The following is a 20,300-nucleotide window of genomic DNA, read 5'->3' on the forward strand; positions in this document are numbered from 1 at the left end:
GACCGTATCTGTGCGGGCAGGCTCATCCGGTCCCTCGTCCGGGGGGCCCGGCGAGCAGCAGGTGCTCCATGCTCTCGTAGCGTCCGCGTTCGCGTCGGATGGCCTTGCGCCCGGAGAGCATGGTGCCCAGCCAGCCGGACAGGAAGCCGACGGGGACCGAGACAAGTGCCGTGGTGGTCAAGGGGAACCAGTTGAAGTCGGCGTTCGGGAAGGCCGCGAGCGGGGACCCCGAGACCAGGTTGGTGCCGGTCATCAGGACCAGGACGCTGAGGGTGCCGCCGATGAGCGTGCACAGCAGGCCGGCGCGGGTGAAGCGGCGCCAGAAAAGGCTGTAGGTGAGCGCGGGGGCGATCGCCGAGGCGCCCAGACAGAACGACAGGATGGCCAGCGGCTGCAGACTGCGGTGCTGGGCCAGCGCCGCCAGCAGGATCACCGGGACCCCGACGACCAGGGCGGACCACCGGGCCAGGGCCATCTCGCGCCGCGGTGTCATGGTGGGGCGCTTGGCGGCGATGACGTCGTGGGCCAGTGAGTTGGCGCAGGCGAGCGTCATGCTGGCGACGGACGCGAGCAGGGTGAGGAAGATCGCCGTGGTGACGGTGGCGAAGACCAGAGCCTCCGTTCGCGAGAGGTGTTCGCCGAAGGCGGCCCGCGCGCCGAGGAGATAGGCGGTGTTGCCCCGCGGGTCCCCCGCGACGACGCCCGCCTTGCCGATGAGGGCCATCGCTCCGACGGCGACGACGGTGAGCACCAGGACGAACAGCGCGACGGACGAGACCGCCCAGGACATCGCCCGCCGCACCTGACGGGTGCTGCCGGCGGTGTACATCCGCATGGTGACGTGCGGCAGACAGGCGCCGCCCAGCACGATGGCGACCTGCGTACTGACCATGTCCAGGGCGGGATGGGGTCCGCCCGCGAACTGCATGCCCCAGCGCAGATAGTGCGGTCCGGTACCGCTGCCCCGCGCCGCCGCCTGGAACAGCGCCTGCGGGTTCCAGCCGAACGTGTAGAGGATCAACACCGCGACCACGAGCCCGGAGCCGAGCAGCATCACCGTCTTGAGGATCTGGATGAGCGCGGTGCCTCGCATCCCGCCGAGCGCCGCGTAACTGATCATCAGCGTGCCGGCCCCGATGACACAGCCGGTCTTCATACCGCTGTCGGAGAATCCGAGGACGTACGCCAACAGCTGTCCCACACCCGCGAGTTGGACGACCATCATCGGCGCCAGCGCGACGATCGTGACCAGACACGCGGCCATGCGCACCGACCGCCCCGGCAGCCGGCGGACCAGCACGTCACCCATGGTGAACCGGCCCGTGTTGTGCAGGGGTTCGGCCAGCAGGAACATCAGCAGCACCAACGACAGCAGGGCACTGGTGGCCAGTACGACACCGTCGTATCCGCATAACGCGATGACCCCGCCGATGGTGAGGACGGTGGCGGCGGAGATGTAATCACCCGCGATGGCAAGGCCGTTGCGCAACGGCGAGAGAGACCGGTATCCGGTGTAGTACTCGGCCAGGTCGTCCTCACCGCCGGGACCGGTCAGCACGCAGCACAGGAGCGTGAGGGTCACCACGCTGCAGAACGCCACCAGGGACCAGGACTGCGCGGCGCCGCTGAAGACGGTCACGGCTGCGGCTCCTGGCGCGCGTCCGAGGAGTGTGCGTGGCGTCGCACCCGGCGGGCCAGCGGATCGACGTAGCGCCGCGCGGTGAACTCGTAGAGGACCACCGCCAGCCAGGTGACGGGGAGTTGGAGCAGCGCGAGGACGAGTCCTGTGGGCAGGCCGCCCGGTGCGGGGCGGGTCATCAGCTCGGGGACTTCGACGGTGAGGGCCAGGAAGAGGGCGAAGTAGCCGAGGGCGGCGAAGGCGGCGACGCGTCGCTGCCAGCGGCAGGCGCGGCGCAGGAGGCGCAGATTGCGGTGCGGTCCGGTGTACGAGCGAGGGCGGGCGGCGCCCGGGGGTAACTGCCTGTCGGCCGCCCAGCCGGGGATCCGCGGGGCCGAGGTGTGGGAGGGAATCCGTCCGTGCCGTTGCCGGACGCGGGGTAAGTCCGTGCTGTCGTAGGACATCTCGGAATCTCCTAGCGAGCATGGCCCGAGGAAGGCGGACCGCGAGATACGGGGGGAGCGGTTCGGTCTTCGCACGCTATGCGGGCGTACGTCAGTGCGACAGGGATTCCGCTGAACTCCCTGATGGGGACGCTTCGGCGCTCTGACCTCGGATGTTGTACATGGTGGGGCTGTTACGCAGGGGCCTGGTGGGTCGTGTGAGGTGCGGCCGGCGAGTCACTCGCGATCGGGGACGATGCCCTGAGCGTGCCCATCGCCTAGTGCGGCGAATCGTGCGCGGTGTGGGGCGAACCGGCGATCGCGGCGAGGCGCAGCTTGGTCTCGTCGGGGCTGCCGGGGGCGGCCGTCATGATCACGATCTTGAGGTCGGAGTCGTCGTCCGACAGGACGTCGCAGTCCACGGTGACAGGGCCCACCGAGGGGTGGTGGATGGTCTTGTGGTCCTCGCGGTGGGGTGCCACCGACCCGGTCGCCCACAGGTCGGCGAACCGTCGGTTGCCCGCGCTCAGGGCGCGGACCAGCTCTGCCAGCCGGGCGTCCCGCGGGAAGCGGCCGGTGGCGCGGCGCAGGTCGGACACGACGGCGGCGTCGGTGGCGGCGCTGTCGGTCTCGGTCACCGGCCAGAGCGCGAGGCGAGCGGGACCCGCGTCCACCGGGAAGCGGTCGCGGGCGAAGTTGCGCCCCTGCCGCGGCGAGGACGCCGGGTCGCCCAGCAGCGCGGCCCAGCTGCGGTTCCACCAGATCAGCTGCCAGTCGGCCGCGAACACGGCGACCGCGACGTCGCCGAGCCGGCTGAGCACACGGTGGACACCGGGAGTGATGTGGTCGCGGATCGCGCCGTCCGCCGGCGGGGCGAGACGGGCCAGCCGGTACAGATGATCCCGCTCGGCGACGGACAACTGCAGAGCGCGCGCCAAGGACTCCACCACCGACGCCGAGGGCGTGGTGGCCCGCCCCTGCTCCAGGCGTACGACGTAGTCGACCGACACCCCGGCCAGCTCGGCGAGCTCCTCGCGACGCAGCCCGGCCGCGCGGCGCGACCGTCCCACCGGCAGCGCGGCGGCCGACGGGGGCAGCCGGTCCCGCCATGTACGGATCATCGACCCTAGCCCGGCCCCGGGAGTCGTCACCATGACACCCATCCTCCCGCACCGCGCCCGTCCGGCGAGCCGGCGAGGGTGGTACTGCCGCTCCTACCGATGAGGCGTCCCTGGCCCGGCGACGTGGGCAGGCGAACAATCGAACTCATGACGATCATCTTCATCACCGGAGCGAACAAGGGGCTCGGCCGCGAGACCGCCCGCCGTCTCGTCGACCTCGGCCACACCGTGGTTCTCGGAGCCCGCGACCCCGAACAGGGCACGGAGGCCGCCGCCGCACTCGGCGCACGCCACGTCCCCATCGACGTGACCGACGACGCGTCCGTGACCGCCGCGGCCGCGAATGTCGCGGCGCACGAGGGCTCGATCGACGTCCTGATCAACAACGCCGGCATCCACGGCCCCGCCGGCGATCCCACCACCCTCACCGGCGCCGACGCGCTCGGCGTCCTCGACGTCAACGTCGCCGGTGTGGTCCGGACGACCACCGCGTTCCTGCCGCTGCTGCGCCGGTCGTCGGACCCGGCCATCATCAACGTCAGCAGCGGAATGGGCTCGCTCGCCTACACCCACGACCCCGCACGCGCCGAGTCCGCTGTCGTCGCGCCCCTCTACACCGCCTCGAAGGCGGCCCTGACGATGCTGACGACCCAGTACGCGAAAGCCCTCCCGGACATCCGCGTCAACGCCGCCGACCCCGGCTACACGGCGACCGACCTCAACGGCCACAGCGGCCCCCAGACCGTCACCGAGGGCACGGACGCGATCGTCGGCCTGGCGACGGAGAAGCCGGGCGCCGGTTCTGGGCGCTTCGTGGATCGGACCGGTGAGATCGCCTGGTCGTGAACGCGGCGGGCGCGGGTGACATGACGTGGCGTCATCGCCGTCAGGCCTGGGCCGCCGCTTCCGAGGCCGGAGCGTCGTCGTGGTGCCGGCCCAGCGGAATGACCAGGGGCGTCCCGCTGACCGGATCCGTGATGACCCGGCTGCGCAACGCGAAGACGTGCTCGACGTTCTTCTCGGTCACCACCTCCTCCGGCGTGCCCTCGGCGACGATCCGGCCCGCCTTCATGGCGATGACGTGATCGGCGTAGCGGCAGGCCTGGTTGAGGTCGTGCAGGACCATCACCACGGTGCGGCCCTCGCGCCGGTTGAGGTCCGTGATCAGGTCGAGTATGTCGATCTGGTGGGCCAGGTCCAGATAGGTGGTCGGTTCGTCGAGCAGCAGTACCGGCGTGCCCTGGGCCACGGCCATCGCGATCCACGCCCGTTGGCGCTGGCCGCCGGAGAGCTCGTCGACCGGCCGGTCCGCGAGGTTGGTCAGAGCGGTCGCCGCGAGCGCCCCGTGCACAGCCCGCTGGTCGGCTTCGGACCATTGGCGCCACCACGTCTGGTGCGGTGAACGGCCCCGGCTGACCAGGTCCATGACGGTCAACCCCTCGGGTGCCACCGGGGTTTGGGGCAGGATGCCCACCTTGCGGGCCAGCTCACGGGTCGGGATCGAGCGCAGCGCGACGCCGTCGAGTTCCACCACGTCCCTGTGGGGCGCGAGTAGACCCGCGAGGGCACGCAACAAGGTCGACTTGCCGCAGGCGTTGGCCCCGACGATGGCCGTGACCCGCCCGGTCGGCACGGTCAGGTGCAGATCCTCGACGACGATCCGGCCGTCGTACGCCAAGTGCAGCTCCCTGGCCCGCAGTTCGGGACCGGGTGCGGCGGTACCGTCGGCGGAGCCGGGGCCCTGGCCGGATACGGAGGTACCGTCGTCCTCGGAGGCGGCACCCTGGTCGGGTGCCGGGGCGCGGGAGTGGGTGGATGCCATGCGATCAGCCTCCTGAGCCCGCACGGTTGACGCGGATGAGCAACCAGAGCAGGACGGGTGCGCCGAGGGCGCCGGTGACGATTCCGACCGGCAGTTCGGTCCCGGGGATCGCCTCGCGGGCGAGGAGATCGGCGCCCAGGACGGCGAACGCGCCGGTGAGACCGGAGACCAGGAGCGGCGGCGACGCGGTCCCTGCGAGCCGCTGGGCGATCTGGGGCGCGGCCAGCGCCACGAAGGCGACCGGTCCGGCCGCTGCCGTACCGAAGGCGACGAGCCCAACTCCGGCCAGCAGCCGGGTGAGCCGCACCTTCTGGACCGGGGTGCCGAGTCCGGCCGCCACGTCGTCGCCGAGCTGCAGCGTGCGCATCCAACGCCCCATGCCCACCGTGACCGGCAGCAGCACGGCCAACGCCACGGCCAGCGTGGTGACTTGGTGCCAGGTGCGGCCGTTGAGGTCGCCCACCAGCCAGCCGACGGCCGCCTGCGCCTGGAACTGGTTGCCGCAATGGGTGTGGGGCGGGCGTGATCACACGAGATCCGCCCGTACTCTCCCGTCTCGCCGGTCAGGACGTTGCGGTACGGATGCGCGAGAGCAGAGTCCTCAGTTGATCGCGATCCTCCGGGCCAAGTGCGGACATCGCCTCCGCGAGGGCCAGTCGGTCCACCTCTTCCGCCTCCCTGTGGCACTGCTCACCCTTGTCGGTGAGGCGCAGCAGGAAGGCGCGGCGGTCGGTCGGGTGGCGTTCTCGTTCCACCAGGCCGTCGCGTTCCAGGCTGTCGACGATGGCGGTGGCGGTGCGGGCCGCGACGCCGGTCATCTCGCTCAAGTCCCGCATCCGCAGAGGATGTTCGGCCCGGGCGAGCATGCGCATGGCGCGCAGGCGGGCGACCGAGGCGCCACCGATCCGCAGTCGGGACTCCACGAACTGGCGCAGCTGGTGGGTCGTCTCGTAGAGCTCGTCCACCAGGACGTCGCTACTGCCGTGCACTGCCATGTCGCTCCCCGTTCGCCGAAAAACCAATTCTATGAGCATCCACATAGTGAGTATGCTCAGCATGTGCTGCTGTACCGACGTCCCCGACTGTCCTTCTTCTCCTTCCGCCCCGGTCAACGCCTCGTCGTGCCGATCATGTGCGTCAGCGTGACGTTCATCGCGATCGCCGACGGAGCGATCACCACGGTGGCGCTTCCCTCGATCGCCCGTCAGTTCCACTTGACGACGGCCGCGCTGGACGGGGTGGTCGTCGTCTACCCGGTCTGCCTGGCCATGGCCATTCCCGCCTCCGCCTGGCTGGTCGAGCGATGCGGCGCCAAGCGGGTCCTGCTCACCGCCCTGGTCGCCTTCCTCGGCTCGTCTTTGCTGTGCGGTGCGGCCGCCGACCTCACCCAACTCGTCGCCTTCCGCGCGGCCCAGGGACTGTCCGCCGGAGTGCTGTTCCCGGCCTCAGCCGCCCTGCTCTTCGCGACCTTCGACTCCGGCGAACAGGTGCGGATCTCCCGCTACATGATCGTCCCCCAGCAGATCGCCCCGGCCGCCGCGCCGATCCTCGGCGGCCTGCTGGTGGACAACCTCTCCTGGCGCTGGGTCTTCTACGTCAACCTGCCCGTCGGCCTGCCGGCCGTACTCTTCGGCGTGCTGTTCCTGGCCCGCCACCAGGGCCACAGGGCCGGCCGTTTCGACCTGACCGGCCTGCTGCTGAGCGCCGCCGCCCTCGGATCCCTGATGTTCGGCATCTGCGAGGGCCCCAACCGCGGCTGGTCCTCCGCCGCCGTGCTGACGACCCTCGTCCTGGGCGCCGCCCTGCTCGCCGCCGCCGTCGCGTTCGAACTGCGCACGACCGAACCGCTCCTGAAGCTGCGCCTCTTCGCGGACCGGCTCTTCCGGGACACCAACCTGATCAACCTCGTGGGCCTGGTGCCGATCCTCGGAGCGATGTACCTGGGCCCGCTCTTCCTCCAGCAGGCGCAGGGCCGCAGCGCCCTGGAGTCCGGCACGAGCACCTTCCCCGAGGCCTTCGGCGTCCTGCTGACCGTCCAGGTGGCGGGTGTCCTCTACACGCGGGTCGGCCCCCGGATCATCGTGGGCTGCGGCCTGGCCGGCGTGAGCGGGGTCCTGCTGCTCTTCGCCACCTGCGACCAGGACACCGGTCTGTGGACGTTCCGCGTCTACATGTTCCTGCTCGGCATCGCCATGGGCGGGGTCTTCATGCCGACCACGGTGGCCTCGCTCGCGACCATCGCCCGGCAGGATCTGGCCCAGGCCTCGATGCTCAACACCGTCGTACGCCAGACCGGCGGAGCCCTCGCGCCGGCGGTCGTGACCACGGCCCTGGTCCTCAGCACCCCCGCGGCGGCGGCCGCGACCCCGCCCGTCGCCGCCTACCAACACGCCTATCTGGTCCTGGCGGCGATCGCCGCGGTGACATCGGCCTTCGCGTTCACCCTCCGGGACGCCCCGGCCCGCGCCGCGGCAGGCGGCGGCACCAAGGCCTCGAACCGAACGCCCGCTCGCGCACGAAGCGGCAAGGAGAGCGTGCACTGACACTGCTGATCACCGACCCGGTCCTGTGGCCGCCGACGGGACGGCGGCCACAGGACCGGGTGTCGGGACGAATGCATTCCGCCCAATGATCAGGGCTGGGCGGTCAGTTGGAAGCTCTGTGCGGTGGAGCCGTCGCACGTCCGCTGGGTGAGCTGGACGCTGTTGGTGGCGGCAGTGGAGGCGGTCAGGCACTTTCCGCTGTGGCGCGCGGCGAAGTGGTAGTTGCCACTGGCCTCCTTCACCGGCTGCCACTGCTGGTTGGTGCCGCTGGAGTAGGACCACAGCTGCAGGGGCGCGTTGTCGGCTGTGGAGCGCTCGGCGACATCGATGACCTGCTGCGGATTGCTGCGGGAGTTGATACGCACGTATCCACCGTCGGTGGCCACGAACTGGAACTGCTGGGCCGCGGTGGCGTTGCAGGCGTACTGCTGGATGGCGGTCCCGTTGGCCGTGGCGGCGGCGCGGGCGTCGACACAGGTGCTGTTACCGCCGTTGCGCACGCTGTACCAGGAGGTCGAGGGTATGCCGTCCCCGGGCGGCTGGGTGGGCGTCGATCCGCCCAGCCACTTCAGCCCGTCCAGGAGGAACTTGTTCTGCGTCGCGCTGGCGAACGTCGACGACAGCGTGGTGTTGGTGTCGTAGTTCATCGCGTTGTGGCCGAAGTTGGCGTACAGCATCTTGTAGTTCGTGTTCGTCCACAGGATCGGGTAATACCCGCTGTACCAGGTCTGGTTGGGGTCGGTGCCAAGCGGGAAACTGCTCGGGTCGATGGAGGCCAGGATCTTGATGGCGGGGTTCTGGCGCAGGTCGTTGGACCAGCTGTACCACTCGCTGACGGACGAGGTGAAGGTCGCGGGCAGGTTCACCGTCGAGGGGTGCGTACGGTTCTCCACCTTCAGAACGGCCGTGGTCGGCCCCCAGGTGTTGGAGCGGAAGTTGCCGCTGCCAAGGAACGTGTTGTGGTACCACGGCCAACCCGCCGCGTTGGTGGTGAAGGCCGACACGTGGAAGCCCATCCACGCGCCGCCGTTGCGCATGTAGTTCTCGAAGCCGGTGCGCTGGGCGGCCGTCTGTGGCAGGTCGTCGAGGAACAGGACGACCTGGTAGCTGTTGACGCCGCCGTTGGCGAGGAGGTCCCAGTTGTTGCTGGACGTGTAGGTGAAGCCGTTCACGGCCGCCTGCTGGGGGAACCAGGTGTTGGCCTCGTGGACGAAGCTGATGTGGGCGGCGTCCCAAGTCCCGTTGTAGAGCGCGAGTACACGGAACGGCTCCGCCGCCGGTGCGGCCTGCGCGGGCGGCTGTGCCATCACGCTCGTGAACGCCGTGAGCAGGAATGCCAGCCACAGTGCGACGCGTGCGGTGCCGGATCTCACCTGTTGCATCCGATGTTCCCTTCATGAACGGCCCGGAGGCGGGGGGTGTGCCGCCGCTCGGCGGCATCAGGGCGTGAACGAAGGGGTTCACATATATGAGAGCTGGATGTGTCTGTAGAGGTCGCTGGGCCGTGAACCTAAAGGTCTGAACCAGACACGTCAAGAGGTGGCACCGGGAAACCCCCTTATACGTCAAGGGAGTTCAGCACTTGAAGCCGGATGGTCGAGAGGTCCGGATACGCCGAACGCCAAGTACCCGAGGGGCGCGGGCACTTGGCGTGGGCGATCGGCGAGGGACGGTCAGCGCTTCTGCAGGGCGGCGGTGATCTTGGCGATCATGTCGCTCTGGGCGGCGTTGGGGTGCGTGCCTTCCGGGGTGACGGGTGGGATGTGAAGGGGTGAGGGTTGTTGGGGGTCCCCGAGAGTCAGGTCGCGCCCGGATCCTCAAGGTGGGCGCCGACGGCCGTGCGGGGCAGGGCCAGGCACAGCAACGCGCAGACCAACAGGGCGCCGACGGCCCACGGACCGGCGTGGCTGATCCCGTCGGTCAGGTCGGTGGAGATGTTCGAGAAGAAGACGTTGCCGATGACCGCGACTCCCAGCGCGCCGCCGAACTGCTGGGCGGTGGAGAAGACCCCCGAGGCGCCGCCGGCGATCCGCTCGGGCACGGCGGACAGCACGACGTTCGCAAGTGGGACGACCAGGAACCCAAGGCCCGCGCCGGCGACCAACAGGCCGGGCACCAGCGGCCAGGCGCCGGTGTGAGCGGAGGCGGCCTGCTCAATGGCGTACTGGACCCAGAAGAACCCGCCCGCCAGGACCAGCCCACCCACCAGCAGCACGACTCGCCCGAACTTCACCACCAGGCCGTCCGCCATCGGTGCGGTGATGAAGGTGCCGCCGCTGAACGCGACCATCAACACCCCTGCCTGGGCGGGGGAGTAGCCCTGCCCGGACTGCAGCCAGATGGTGAAGGTCAGCATGAAGCCCGACATCGCGCCGTAGAACAGCATCTGGATCAGCAGACCCGCGCTGAACGCCCGGTTTCGGAACAGGCTCGTCGGCAGCACCGGACCGGGCGTACGCCGTACCGACTGCACGACGCTCAGCAGCACCAGTCCCGCCACTCCGCCGGCCAGGCAGAACCAGCCCCACAGCGGCCAGCCGTTGGTGCGGCCCTCGACCAGCGGGAGCACGACGGCCACGAGCGACGCGGCCAGCACCAGGTTGCCCACCACATTGATCCGTCCCGGCGCGCGCTCGCGGGAGCCGGGTATCCACAGCGCGCCGAGCACCAGCACGAGGGCCGCGAGAGGGAGGTTGACCGCGAAGATGGTGCGCCAGCCCCAGCCGAAGAGGTTCCAGTCCGTCAGTACGCCGCCCAGCAGTACGCCGGTCGCCACCGCGATCCCGGCGATCGCCCCGTAGATCGCGAACACCTTGCCGCGCTCGGCCCCGGTGAACATCGTCCGCAGTGATCCGAGAACCTGCGGCATGATGACCGCCGCCGCCACCCCCTGCACCGCGCGCGCCGCGATGAGTTGACCCGGATCGGTGGCCACCGCACTGGCCAGACTCGCCACGGCGAAGCCCGCGACGCCGGTCAGGAACAGCACCTTGCGCCCGTACCGGTCGCCCAGGTGCCCGGAGATGATCAGGGTCGCGGCGAAGCCCAGGAGATAGGCCGACACCGTCCACTCCAGCTGCGCTGGATCGGCGTGCAGGCCGCGCCCGATGGACGGCAGCGCAGTGTTGACGATCGAGCCGTCGATCATGTCCAGCAATGCCGCGAGGATCATGACGATCGCCGCCGCCCACCGCTTCGGATCAGGCCGTTCACCGGCGGCGGGGGCGGAGGCCGCCCGGACTGTACTGTGCGACATTGGTGATCCCCTGATCGCTTGACCATAATGTAACTTGAAGCTCGTGTATCTCGACTATCGAGCTATCTATAGCCTGGAGGGAGACGTCTCGATTGTCAAACGAAATGGAACGCGTACTCGCTGACCTGGGCAAAGTCATCCAGGACTACCAGTCCGCGGTCGACGACTACGACCGCGAGACCGCCCGCCTCCTCGGCGTGAACGAAACCGATCTGCGCTGCCTGGAGCTACTGCTCGCCGCCGGCGAGCTCTCTCCGCGTGAACTCAGCACCCGCCTGGGTCTGACCACCGGCAGCGTGACCGCCATGCTCGACCGCCTGGAGAACCTCGACCTGCTCAACCGCACCCCGCACCCGGTGGACCGCCGCAAGACCGTGGTGCGAGTGACCCCCGAGGGCGCCCGGCGCTGCTACGAGCTCATCGCCCCGCACATCGAGGACGGCGTGAAGGAGGTCAGCGCGAAGTACGGCGTCGAGCAGTTGCAGTTGGTCATGGACTTCCTGCGCACGACTACGACCATCCAGACCCGCCACACCGAGCGTCTGCGTGCCTTGCCCGCCCCCAAGTCGGAACGCGGGCGCCGGGGCAAGTAGCGCTCCGCGTGGAGGCGCTGTTCGTCGCTCAAACTGTGTACGGCGCCCATGTGTTGGCGTGCGGAGGCCTCCATAGCGGATCGCGCTCGACGCCGGCCTGTGACGCCGTTCCCGTCAGACGCATCTCGGCAGGCGGAACCCTGGCCGCCTGCTCCTCCAGGCCATCCATCCAACGGCCGACCTCTGTCACCGATAACCCCCACGTACCCAGGTAACAGCGGTGCGTCCGAAGGTCGAGCAGCGCCGCCGAATGTCGTGCGGGCGCGATCGGGTTACGGAGATGTTGCGCGAAGTCTTGACGCGTCCCGCCGCGTTGCGTAGATATGACTGCGCAGTCATGACAGCGCAGTCATGCATCGGACTGGGACTAGGATTCGACTGCCGGAAATCGGGAGACGCCATGGCACCAGGGGCAGGGCGCGGCGCGGGAGCCGCGCCGCGCAGTGTGGATGTGGCGCGCCTGGCGGGCGTGTCGCAGAAGACGGTGTCCCGGGTGATGAACGACGAGCCGTACGTCTCGGAGGACGTACGCCGTCGGGTCCTGGCGGCGGCCGATGAACTCGGCTACCGCTCGAACAACGCGGCCCGCGCCCTGGCCTCCGGACGCACCCGCTCAATCGGAGTCGTGACGCTCGGCACCGCCCTGTACGGTCCGGCCTCGCTGCTCATGGGAGTCGAGCGTGCGGTGCGGGACACCGGCTACGCCCTCCGCGTGGTCAACACCATGGAGGGGGAGACGGCAGGCATCGCCGGGGCCGTGGGCTCGCTCCTGGACCAGGGCGTGGACGGCATCGTCATCTCCGAGCCGATCGACGAGCCGGGCGGCGCGGTTCTCTCCGCCCGGCTCGACGTACCGATCCTCGTCCTGGGCGCACCCCCGCCCTTCGCCGCACCCCACGTCGTGACGGCCGGCATCGTCTCCGATCAGATGGCGCGAGCGGCCACCGAGCACCTGCTGGAACTGGGCCACACCACCGTCCACCACCTGGCAGGCCCCCAGCGTTGGTACTCGGCCCGGGACCGCCTCGAAGGCTGGCGCGCGGCGCTCGCCGCACACGACCGGGCAGAGCCGCCGGTCGTGCAGGGCGACTGGTCGGCCGCCTCCGGCTACGCGGCCGGCCGCGAACTGGCCGCAGACCCCGGCGTGACCGCAGTGTTCGCCGCCAACGACGACATGGCCATCGGCCTGATGCGTGCGCTGGCGGAAGCCGGCCGACGCGTGCCGGAGGACGTCAGCGTGGTCGGCTTCGACGACACCCCCGTCGCCGCGTACGTGACTCCGCCGTTGACCACGGTGCGTCAACCGTTCGACGCGATGGCGCAGGACGGCCTGAAACTCCTCGTGCACGCCATCGAGAGCCCGCAGGCGGACCCGCTGCCGATGACCGACCCACCGGTCGAACTCGTCGTCCGCGCGTCGTCGGCGCCGCCGCTCCGCTAGTTGCTCCGCTGGGTCTGCGGTTCTTCGTCCGCGGGCCGGTGGGGGCTGGTCGCGCAGTTCCCCGCGCCCCTAATGGGCGCCTAACTCACCGGAACTTTCCGGTCTCGCCCTTTCAGCACGCCGTCGCCCGGTGTGCCGGTCCCTCACACCCATCCGCGGGAGTTCACCATGTCCGGACCCTTCTCCAACTCCTCCTCGTCCCTGAGTCGTCGGGGCTTCCTCGCCGCCACCGGCGCGGTGTCGCTGGCCGCCACACTGACCGCCTGCGGCGGCGACGGCGACGGTACGAGCGGCTCGTCGAGCAAGCCGGTCAGCCAGGCCGACATCGACAAGGCCATGAAGACCCCGACCCAACTGACGTTCTGGACCTGGGTGCCGAACATCGACAAGGAGGTCGCCCTCTTCGAGAAGAAGTACCCGGCCGTCAAGGTGAAGGTCGTCAACGCCGGTCAGGGCACGCCCCAGTACACCAAGCTGCGGACCGCGCTGAAGGCGAACAGCGGTGCCCCGGACATGGTGCAGATGGAGTTCCAGGCGATTCCGACGTTCACCATCACCGACAGCCTGCTCGACCTCCGTCCCTACGGCGCCTCCGCGCTCAAGTCGACCTTCGTGGACTGGACGTGGGGCCAGGTCAGCGGCAGCGGCGGCGAGGTCTGGGCGATACCGCAGGACACCGGCCCGATGGGCATGCTGTACCGCAAGGACATCTTCGACCAGCACGGAATCCAAGTCCCCACCACCTGGGACGAGTTCGCAGCCGCCGCCCGCAAGCTGCACAAGGCCGACCCGGACGTCTACCTCACCAACCTCGCCGCCAACCAAGTCGCAGCCTGGCACGGCCTGTTGTGGCAGGCGGGCGCCAAGCCGTACGTCACCTCCGGCAAGAGCGACATCACCGTCAGCGTCGACGACGCGGTCTCCAAGAAGCTCGGCGAGTACTGGGGCACCCTCGCCAAGGACGGCGTGATCGGCGTGGAGCCGGACTTCACCGACGCCTGGTACGCGGCGCTCAACAAGGGCAAGTACGCGACCTGGCTCACCGGAGCCTGGGGCCCGGCCTTCCTCTCCGGTTCGGCGAAGGCCACCTCCGGCAAGTGGCGCGCGGCCCCGCTCCCGCAGTGGGACGCGGCCAAGCCCAGCTCGGGCAACTGGGGCGGCTCGACCACCGCGGTCATCCGCTCCACCAAGAACCCCATCCAGGCAGCGGTGTTCGCCCAGTTCCTCAACAGCGACCCCACCAGCGCCAAGATGTTCGCCACCGAGCAGTTCTTCTTCCCGGCGACCAAGACCCTGCTCGGCGAGGCGAGTTTCCTCGGTGACGCGCCCGCCTTCTACGGCGGCCAGAAGGTCAACCAGGTCTTCGCCGACATCAGCGCCCAGGTCGACCCCGCCTTCCAGTGGCCGCCGTTCCTCGACCGGGTCGCCACGGACTGGACCGAGACCGTCGGCAAGTCCCTTGCCGACAAGACGGACACAGTCCGCGCGCTGGGCTCCTGGCAGTCGCGCATCACCACATTCGCGAAGAGCCAGGGCTTCACGGTCAAGGGAGCCTGACCATGGCCGCCACCACAACGGCCGCCCGCACAGCGCCCTCCCGTACGAAGTCCCCACCCCGCCGACGCCACGGCAGGGCAGGAGTCCTGTTCATCGCCCCGTTCATGGCGCTGTTCCTGCTCCTCTTCCTAGCCCCGCTCGGCTACGCCGCCTACCTGAGCCTCTTCCAGGAACGCCTCATCGGAGGCTCGACGTTCGTGGGCCTGGACAACTACGTCACCGCCCTCAAGGACCCACTCCTCCTCAAGGGCATAGGCCGCGTAGCCCTGTTCTTCGTCATCCAGGTCCCCGTGATGCTGCTGCTGGCCCTGGCGTTCGCGCTCGCACTGGACAGCGGCCTGCTGCGGCTGGCCGGGGTGATCCGCCTAGGCATCTTCGTCCCGTACGCCGTCCCCAGCGTGATCGCCACCCTCATGTGGGGCTACCTCTACGGCCCCGACTTCGGCCCCTTCGCCCAGATCAGCCACGACCTCCACCTGCCGGCCCCGCACTTCCTCTCCGACAGCTGGATGCTCGGCAGCCTCGCGAACATCGTCACCTGGGAGTTCGTCGGCTACAACATGATCATCCTGTACGCCGCCCTGCGCACCATCCCCGCCGAGCTGTACGAGGCGGCCGCCATGGACGGCGCCGGCGCCTGGCGCATCGCCTGGTCCATCAAACTCCCCGCACTGCGCCCGGCGTTGACCCTCACCCTGCTCTTCTCGGTGATCGGCAGCTTCCAACTCTTCAACGAACCCAACCTGTTGATGAAGGTCGCCCCGGACGTCATCGACAGCTCCTACACCGCCAACCTCTACGCCTACTCCGTCGCCTTCATCAGCCAGCAGACCAACTACGCGGCCACGGTGTCCTTCATCCTCGGGCTGGTCATCGTGATCGTGTCGTACGCCTTCCTGCTCACGGCGAACCGCAGGAGGACCGCATGACCACCGTGACCCCCGCGGTCCCGACCGCCTCGAAGACGCGGGGACTCCCCGCCGAGGCCCGGACACGCCGACGCCCGTCGTCGACCCACCGCCGCAGCACCCCGCTCACGATCGCCATGCTGGCCGTCCTGGCGTACTTCCTGCTCCCGCTGTGCTGGCTGCTGATCGCCTCCACCAAGAGCACCCAGGACCTGTTCAACAGCTTCGGCCTGTGGTTCTCGCACGCGCCGCAACTGCTGTCGAACATCAAGGCCACCTTCACCCAGGACGACGGCGTGTTCGGCCGCTGGCTGCTCAACACGGTCCTGTACGCCGGGGTGAGCGCACTCGGCGCGGCGTTGCTCGCGGCGGCGGCCGGCTACGGCTTCGCCAAGTACCGCTTCCGCGGCCATGGCGCGGCCTTCAACCTGGTGCTCGGCGCCATCATGATCCCGACCACCGCCCTGGCGATCCCCACCTATCTGCTGTTCGCCAAGGCAGGCCTGGTCAACACCCCTTGGGCGGTGATCCTGCCGTCCCTCATCAGTCCGTTCGGCCTCTACCTCATGCGCATCTATGCCGAGGACGCCGTCCCCGACAGCCTCATCGAGGCCGCCCGCATGGACGGCGCCGGAGAGTTCCGGATCTTCTGCACGATCGGGCTACGGCTGCTCGCCCCCGGCCTGGTGACGGTCATCCTCTTCACGCTCGTCGCCACCTGGAACAACTACTTCCTGCCGCTGATCATGCTCAACGACCCGGATCTGTACCCGATCACGGTCGGGCTCTCCTCCTGGGCCGCCCAGGCGCAGAACGGCGGCGCCGGAGCCAGCAGCGACATGCTCGCCCTCGTCGTGACCGGCTCCCTGATCTCGATCGTCCCGCTCGTCCTGGCCTTCCTGCTGCTCCAGCGGTACTGGCAGAGCGGCCTGGCCACCGGCGGCGTCAAGCAGTAGCCGGCAGCTCCCTCCCGGTACCCCCCAACACCCCCTGCACTCCGGAGGTTTGTCCATGGCGGATCTGCCCGCCCGCGTTCTGTTCGGCGCTGCCTACTACCACGAGTACCAGCCCGCCTACGGCCCGGACGTACGGCCCGACGAGCAGCTCAAGACCGACCTCGACCTGATGGCAGAGGCGCACTTCACCGTCATCCGGGTCGGCGAGTCGGTCTGGTCGACCTGGGAACCCGAGAACGGCCGCTTCGAACTCGACTGGCTGCAACCGGTGTTGGACGGCGCCCACGAACGCGGCATCTCCGTCATCCTCGGCACCCCCACCTACGCGGTACCGCCGTGGCTGGCCCGCCACTACCCGGAGATCACCGGAGAACGGCGCACCGGCGAGCGCATCGGCTGGGGCGCCCGGCAGGAAGTCGACTTCACCCACCCCGCGTTCCGCTTCCACGCCGAGCGGATCATCCGGAAGATCGTCGCCCGGTACGCCGACCACCCGGCGGTCATCGGTTTCCAGGTCGACAACGAACCGGGCCTGGAGCTGTTCCACAACCGAGGCGTCTTCCAACGCTTCACCGACCACCTACGCGCCAAGTACGGGGACGTCGAGACCCTCAACCGCGAGTGGGGCCTGGTCTATTGGTCCCACCGCCTCTCCACATGGGCCGACCTGTGGACCCCCGACGGCAACGCACAGCCCCAATACGACGTCGCCTGGCGGGAGTTCCAGTCCCGCCAGTGCACCGAGTTCATCGGCTGGCAGGCCGACATCGTCCGCGAGTACGCCCGCCCCGAGCACTTCGTCACCACCTGCATCTCCTACAAGCGGCCGGCGGTCGAGGACGACGAGCTCACCGACCGACTCGACATCGCCACCGGCAACCCGTACTACGACATGCAGGACGGCCTGCTCCTGCCCGACCCCACCCCGGACACCCACGAACAGAAGTGGAAGACCACCGGCGTCTGGTCGCTCCACCAGACCGCCGACTGGATGTTCTCCTCCCGACAGGAGCCGTTCCTGGTCACCGAGACCAACGCCAACTCCATCGGCATGGCCTGGGACAACCGCCCCGCCTACGACGGCCAGTGGCGCCAGGCCGCCTGGGCTCTCGTCGGCCGCGGTGCCCGCATGATCGAGTACTGGCAGTGGCAGACCCTGCGCTTCGGCGCGGAGACCTACTGGGGCGGAGTCCTCCCGCACAGCGGCCGACCGGGCCGCACCTACGCCGAACTGGCCCGGCTGGGGGAGGAGTTCGAGACCGCGGGCCCACTCGTCGCGGGCCTTGAGCCGGACGCCGACATCACGATCGTCTACTCCACCCCGAGCAAGTGGCTGATGCAGAAACACCCGCCCCTCGCGACCCCGGACGGCGAACCGGACCCCGCCGCCTACCACCGCATCCTCGATCCCTTCTACCGCGGCGCCTTCGACGCCGGACGCCAGGTCCGCGTCGTCCACGCCCGCCAACTGCACGACCCGCGCGGCGAACGGGCTGGCCTGACCCCCGAGGAGGCGGCACACCGCCACCCCGTCCTCGTCGTCCCCGCCCTGTACCTCGCCGACGACACCACGCTCGACTGGTTCGCCGCCTACGCTCACGCCGGCGGCCACCTGGTCCTCGGTCCGCGCACCGGCTACGCCGACCACGAGGCACGAGCCCGGCACGAATCGGCTCCCGCCCGTCTCACCGGCGCCGCGGGAGTGTCGTACGACGAATTCAGCAACCTCACCCACGCCGTCCCCGTCCGACCCGTCCCCGACAGCCCCCTCCCCCTGCCGGAGACCGCGACGGCGACGCACTGGGCGGACGGCCTGACCGTCACCGACGCCGAGGTCCTCGCGGCGTACGAGCACCCGCACTTCGGCCGTTGGCCCGCCGTGACCACTCGCCGTCATGGGGAGGGCCGGGTCACGTACGTCGGCACCGTCCCTGGCCGCGACCTCGCTCGTGCCCTGGCCGAGTGGCTGGCGCCCGTGGCCCGCAGCGGATGGGGGAATCCGCCGACGTCGGTCACGGTGACGACCGGCACCTCGCCCGACGGCCGCCGGGTGCACATCGTCCACAACTGGAGCTGGGAGCCCGCCCGTTCGGCGGCGCCGGTCGATCTCGTCGACGCGCTGAACGGCACGTCCCTCCCCACGGGTTCGGTGCTGGAGCTCGGCCCGTGGGACGTACGCGTACTCGTTTCTCCGACGGACTCGAAGGAGTAGCGGTGCAAGGAGTGGCTGTGCAGAGATGCAGAGCGGTGAAGGTGCTGGGTACGTTCGCCGGGGCAGCCGCGATGCTGGCGATACCGATGGCCACCAGTGCGCAGGCGTACAACCCGACAGGCGGAATCCTCTACCAACTCGGCAGTGAACCGTGTCTGAAGGGCCGGGGTAACTGCGCCGTCTACCCGAAGTCCGCGCAACTGCCCGGCGGACGCCTGGTCGCGTCGTTCGAGAGGTCCACCGTCGTACCGGCGACCGGCAGCGCCGACGGACAGACGCTCCCGGTGTACAAGAGCGACGACCACGGGACGAGCTGGCAGCCGCTGTCGGAGGTCAAGGCTCCTGCCTACCTGTCCAGCGATCCCAAGTACGCGAAGTACACGAGCAATTGGACCAACCCCTACCTCTACACGCTTCCGCAGGACGTCGGAAGACTGAAGCGGGGCACCCTGCTCCTCGCCAGTGTCGTGTCGGGCGACGACCAGTACTACCAGGAGCACAAGGCGGCCGACCCCAACTGGACGCCCTCCAACGACGGCGACCGCAGCGACCTCGCCATCGCCCTGTACTCCAGCACCGACAAGGGCAGGTCGTGGAAGGTCGTCAACGTCATCGCGACCGGCGGCTGGCAGGGCGGCAGCGCGGGCGCGATCGGCCAGAACGTCGCCACGGCCAACACCGACAGACAGGTGGATCCCCTCTGGGAGCCCTACCTGATGGTCCACAAGGGCAAGTTGGTCTGCTACTACTCCGACGAGAACGACTACACAGGCTTCAACGCGACCACCGGCGTCCCGACCCTGGACCCCGCGAACGACACCGCCACCGACTCGCACGGCCAGATCCTCGCCCACAAGACCTGGGACGGCCGCAGTACGCGCTGGAGCGGACCCGTCGTCGACGTCGCGGGACTGACCCAGAACATGGGCGGCGGCAAGACCGAGATCGGCGGCGGACGCCCGGGCATGACGAACGTGGTGCGGACCACGGACGGCAAGTGGCTCCTGACGTACGAGTATTGGGGCGGCGGAACCAACACCCGGTACGTGCTCGCCGACAACCCGCTCGAGTTCTACCGGGGTTCGGCGACAGGGGGTGCCATCACGTCGCTGCCGGTCGACACCGGCTCCCATGCGCTCGCGACGGGCGGCAGTCCGGTCGTCATCAGGCTGCCCGGCGGAAGCCTGGTCTACAACGCGGCGGGCAGCGGCAACGTCTGGGTCAACAAGAGCGGCCGCAGCGACGGAGTCTGGAAGGAGAACCAGACGACCTCGCGGGCCGGCTACAGCCGCAACCTGCAGTACGTCGACGGCACCGGCCGCATCGCGATCCTCAACAACCAGGGCACCTCGACGATCGCTTACGCCGAGGTCGACCTCGGCCGATCGGAAGGCGCCTACTACCGGTTGGTGAACCGGCAGACCGGCCAGGTGATCGGCACCGGCGGCAAGACGAACGACGCGAACATCGGCAACGGGGACGTTCCTGACGTCGTCCTGGAGGACCGCGGCTCCGCTGCGAACCCGGACACCCAGTACTGGCACACGGTGAACGAACCGAACGGCGGCGTAACGCTGTTGAACAAGTCGGGCGGCCGTGCGGCGGCGATCTGGACGGGCAACGCCACGGTCGGCCAGTGGATCGGCCAGTGGGTCGACAACAGTGCCACCGGCAGCTGGAACCTGGTCAAGACCGGCCACGGGTTCTACAAGTTGCAGTCGGTCAAGAACACGAGCCTGTACCTGACGGGCGCGTCCGACGGGTCGCCACTGACCTTGCAGAACGCGGCGACGGACGGCTCACAGGAGTGGAGGCTCGTCCCGTAGCCGC

At 69.4% G+C, this 20,300-nt stretch carries 16 protein-coding genes and 1 pseudogene; 9 read left to right on the forward strand and 8 right to left on the reverse strand.

Features of this window, described 5'->3' with window-relative positions:
* Positions 1 to 22: 22 nt before the first annotated feature.
* From M2283_RS07770 to M2283_RS07780, 3 genes are all read right to left on the reverse strand, one after another.
* Entirely contained in the window at positions 23 to 1,639 is a 1,617-nt protein-coding gene (locus M2283_RS07770) for a cation acetate symporter (protein ID WP_280875348.1), read from the reverse strand.
* Complete coding sequence (locus M2283_RS07775) at positions 1,636 to 2,082, reverse strand: DUF485 domain-containing protein (protein ID WP_280875349.1); 447 nt, start codon at positions 2,080 to 2,082, stop codon at positions 1,636 to 1,638. Before M2283_RS07775 ends, M2283_RS07770 begins: the two co-directional genes overlap by 4 nt.
* A gap of 257 nt (positions 2,083 to 2,339) precedes the next feature.
* Positions 2,340 to 3,215, reverse strand: coding sequence for a helix-turn-helix transcriptional regulator (locus tag M2283_RS07780; RefSeq protein WP_280875350.1), 876 nt, complete (start codon positions 3,213 to 3,215; stop codon positions 2,340 to 2,342).
* Positions 3,216 to 3,329: 114 nt separating this feature from the next.
* Here M2283_RS07780 and M2283_RS07785 point away from each other — a divergent pair, with 114 nt between their 5' ends.
* On the forward strand, positions 3,330 to 4,028 hold the full coding sequence (locus tag M2283_RS07785) for an SDR family NAD(P)-dependent oxidoreductase (RefSeq protein WP_280875351.1): 699 nt from the start codon (positions 3,330 to 3,332) through the stop codon (positions 4,026 to 4,028).
* Between the two features lie 40 nt (positions 4,029 to 4,068).
* Here the strand turns inward: M2283_RS07785 and M2283_RS07790 are convergent, their stop codons facing one another.
* From M2283_RS07790 to M2283_RS07800, 3 genes and pseudogenes are all read right to left on the reverse strand, one after another.
* The gene (locus M2283_RS07790; protein WP_280875352.1) at positions 4,069 to 5,004 is read right to left on the reverse strand and encodes an ABC transporter ATP-binding protein; all 936 of its coding nucleotides are present in this window, start codon (positions 5,002 to 5,004) and stop codon (positions 4,069 to 4,071) included.
* A gap of 4 nt (positions 5,005 to 5,008) precedes the next feature.
* A pseudogene (locus M2283_RS07795) lies at positions 5,009 to 5,506 on the reverse strand (FecCD family ABC transporter permease); the annotation flags it as partial.
* A gap of 61 nt (positions 5,507 to 5,567) precedes the next feature.
* Positions 5,568 to 5,999, reverse strand: coding sequence for a MarR family winged helix-turn-helix transcriptional regulator (locus M2283_RS07800; protein WP_280875353.1), 432 nt, complete (start codon positions 5,997 to 5,999; stop codon positions 5,568 to 5,570).
* A 135-nt stretch (positions 6,000 to 6,134) separates the two neighbouring features.
* On the opposite strand from M2283_RS07800, the gene M2283_RS07805 reads away from it, so the two are divergent.
* On the forward strand, positions 6,135 to 7,547 hold the full coding sequence (locus tag M2283_RS07805) for a DHA2 family efflux MFS transporter permease subunit (RefSeq protein ID WP_280875574.1): 1,413 nt from the start codon (positions 6,135 to 6,137) through the stop codon (positions 7,545 to 7,547).
* Positions 7,548 to 7,636: 89 nt separating this feature from the next.
* Here M2283_RS07805 and M2283_RS07810 read toward each other — a convergent pair whose 3' ends face one another.
* Positions 7,637 to 8,929, reverse strand: a complete 1,293-nt coding sequence (locus M2283_RS07810) for a ThuA domain-containing protein (protein WP_280875354.1) — start codon at positions 8,927 to 8,929, stop codon at positions 7,637 to 7,639.
* Positions 8,930 to 9,345: 416 nt separating this feature from the next.
* Entirely contained in the window at positions 9,346 to 10,803 is a 1,458-nt protein-coding gene (locus tag M2283_RS07815; RefSeq protein ID WP_280875355.1) for an MFS transporter, read from the reverse strand.
* Between the two features lie 104 nt (positions 10,804 to 10,907).
* Here M2283_RS07815 and M2283_RS07820 point away from each other — a divergent pair, with 104 nt between their 5' ends.
* From M2283_RS07820 to M2283_RS07850, 7 genes are all read left to right on the forward strand, one after another.
* On the forward strand, positions 10,908 to 11,396 hold the full coding sequence (locus tag M2283_RS07820) for a MarR family winged helix-turn-helix transcriptional regulator (RefSeq protein ID WP_280875356.1): 489 nt from the start codon (positions 10,908 to 10,910) through the stop codon (positions 11,394 to 11,396).
* A gap of 400 nt (positions 11,397 to 11,796) precedes the next feature.
* Positions 11,797 to 12,837, forward strand: a complete 1,041-nt coding sequence (locus M2283_RS07825; RefSeq protein ID WP_280875357.1) for a LacI family DNA-binding transcriptional regulator — start codon at positions 11,797 to 11,799, stop codon at positions 12,835 to 12,837.
* Positions 12,838 to 13,005: 168 nt separating this feature from the next.
* The gene (locus M2283_RS07830; protein WP_280875358.1) at positions 13,006 to 14,394 is read left to right on the forward strand and encodes an ABC transporter substrate-binding protein; all 1,389 of its coding nucleotides are present in this window, start codon (positions 13,006 to 13,008) and stop codon (positions 14,392 to 14,394) included.
* Between the two features lie 2 nt (positions 14,395 to 14,396).
* The gene (locus tag M2283_RS07835; protein ID WP_280875359.1) at positions 14,397 to 15,323 is read left to right on the forward strand and encodes a carbohydrate ABC transporter permease; all 927 of its coding nucleotides are present in this window, start codon (positions 14,397 to 14,399) and stop codon (positions 15,321 to 15,323) included.
* Positions 15,320 to 16,258 (forward strand): carbohydrate ABC transporter permease, encoded by a 939-nt coding sequence (locus M2283_RS07840; protein ID WP_280875360.1) that lies wholly within the window; start codon positions 15,320 to 15,322, stop codon positions 16,256 to 16,258. Before M2283_RS07835 ends, M2283_RS07840 begins: the two co-directional genes overlap by 4 nt.
* Before the next feature lie 55 nt (positions 16,259 to 16,313).
* A complete protein-coding gene (locus M2283_RS07845; RefSeq protein WP_280875361.1) occupies positions 16,314 to 18,470 on the forward strand; it encodes a beta-galactosidase in 2,157 nt (718 codons plus the stop codon).
* 71 nt (positions 18,471 to 18,541) lie between these two features.
* Positions 18,542 to 20,296 (forward strand): RICIN domain-containing protein, encoded by a 1,755-nt coding sequence (locus M2283_RS07850; RefSeq protein WP_280875575.1) that lies wholly within the window; start codon positions 18,542 to 18,544, stop codon positions 20,294 to 20,296.
* Positions 20,297 to 20,300 lie beyond the last annotated feature (4 nt).

The sequence above is a fragment of the Streptomyces pseudovenezuelae genome, assembly GCF_029892565.1.
Taxonomy (GTDB): Bacteria; Actinomycetota; Actinomycetes; order Streptomycetales; family Streptomycetaceae; genus Streptomyces; species Streptomyces pseudovenezuelae_A.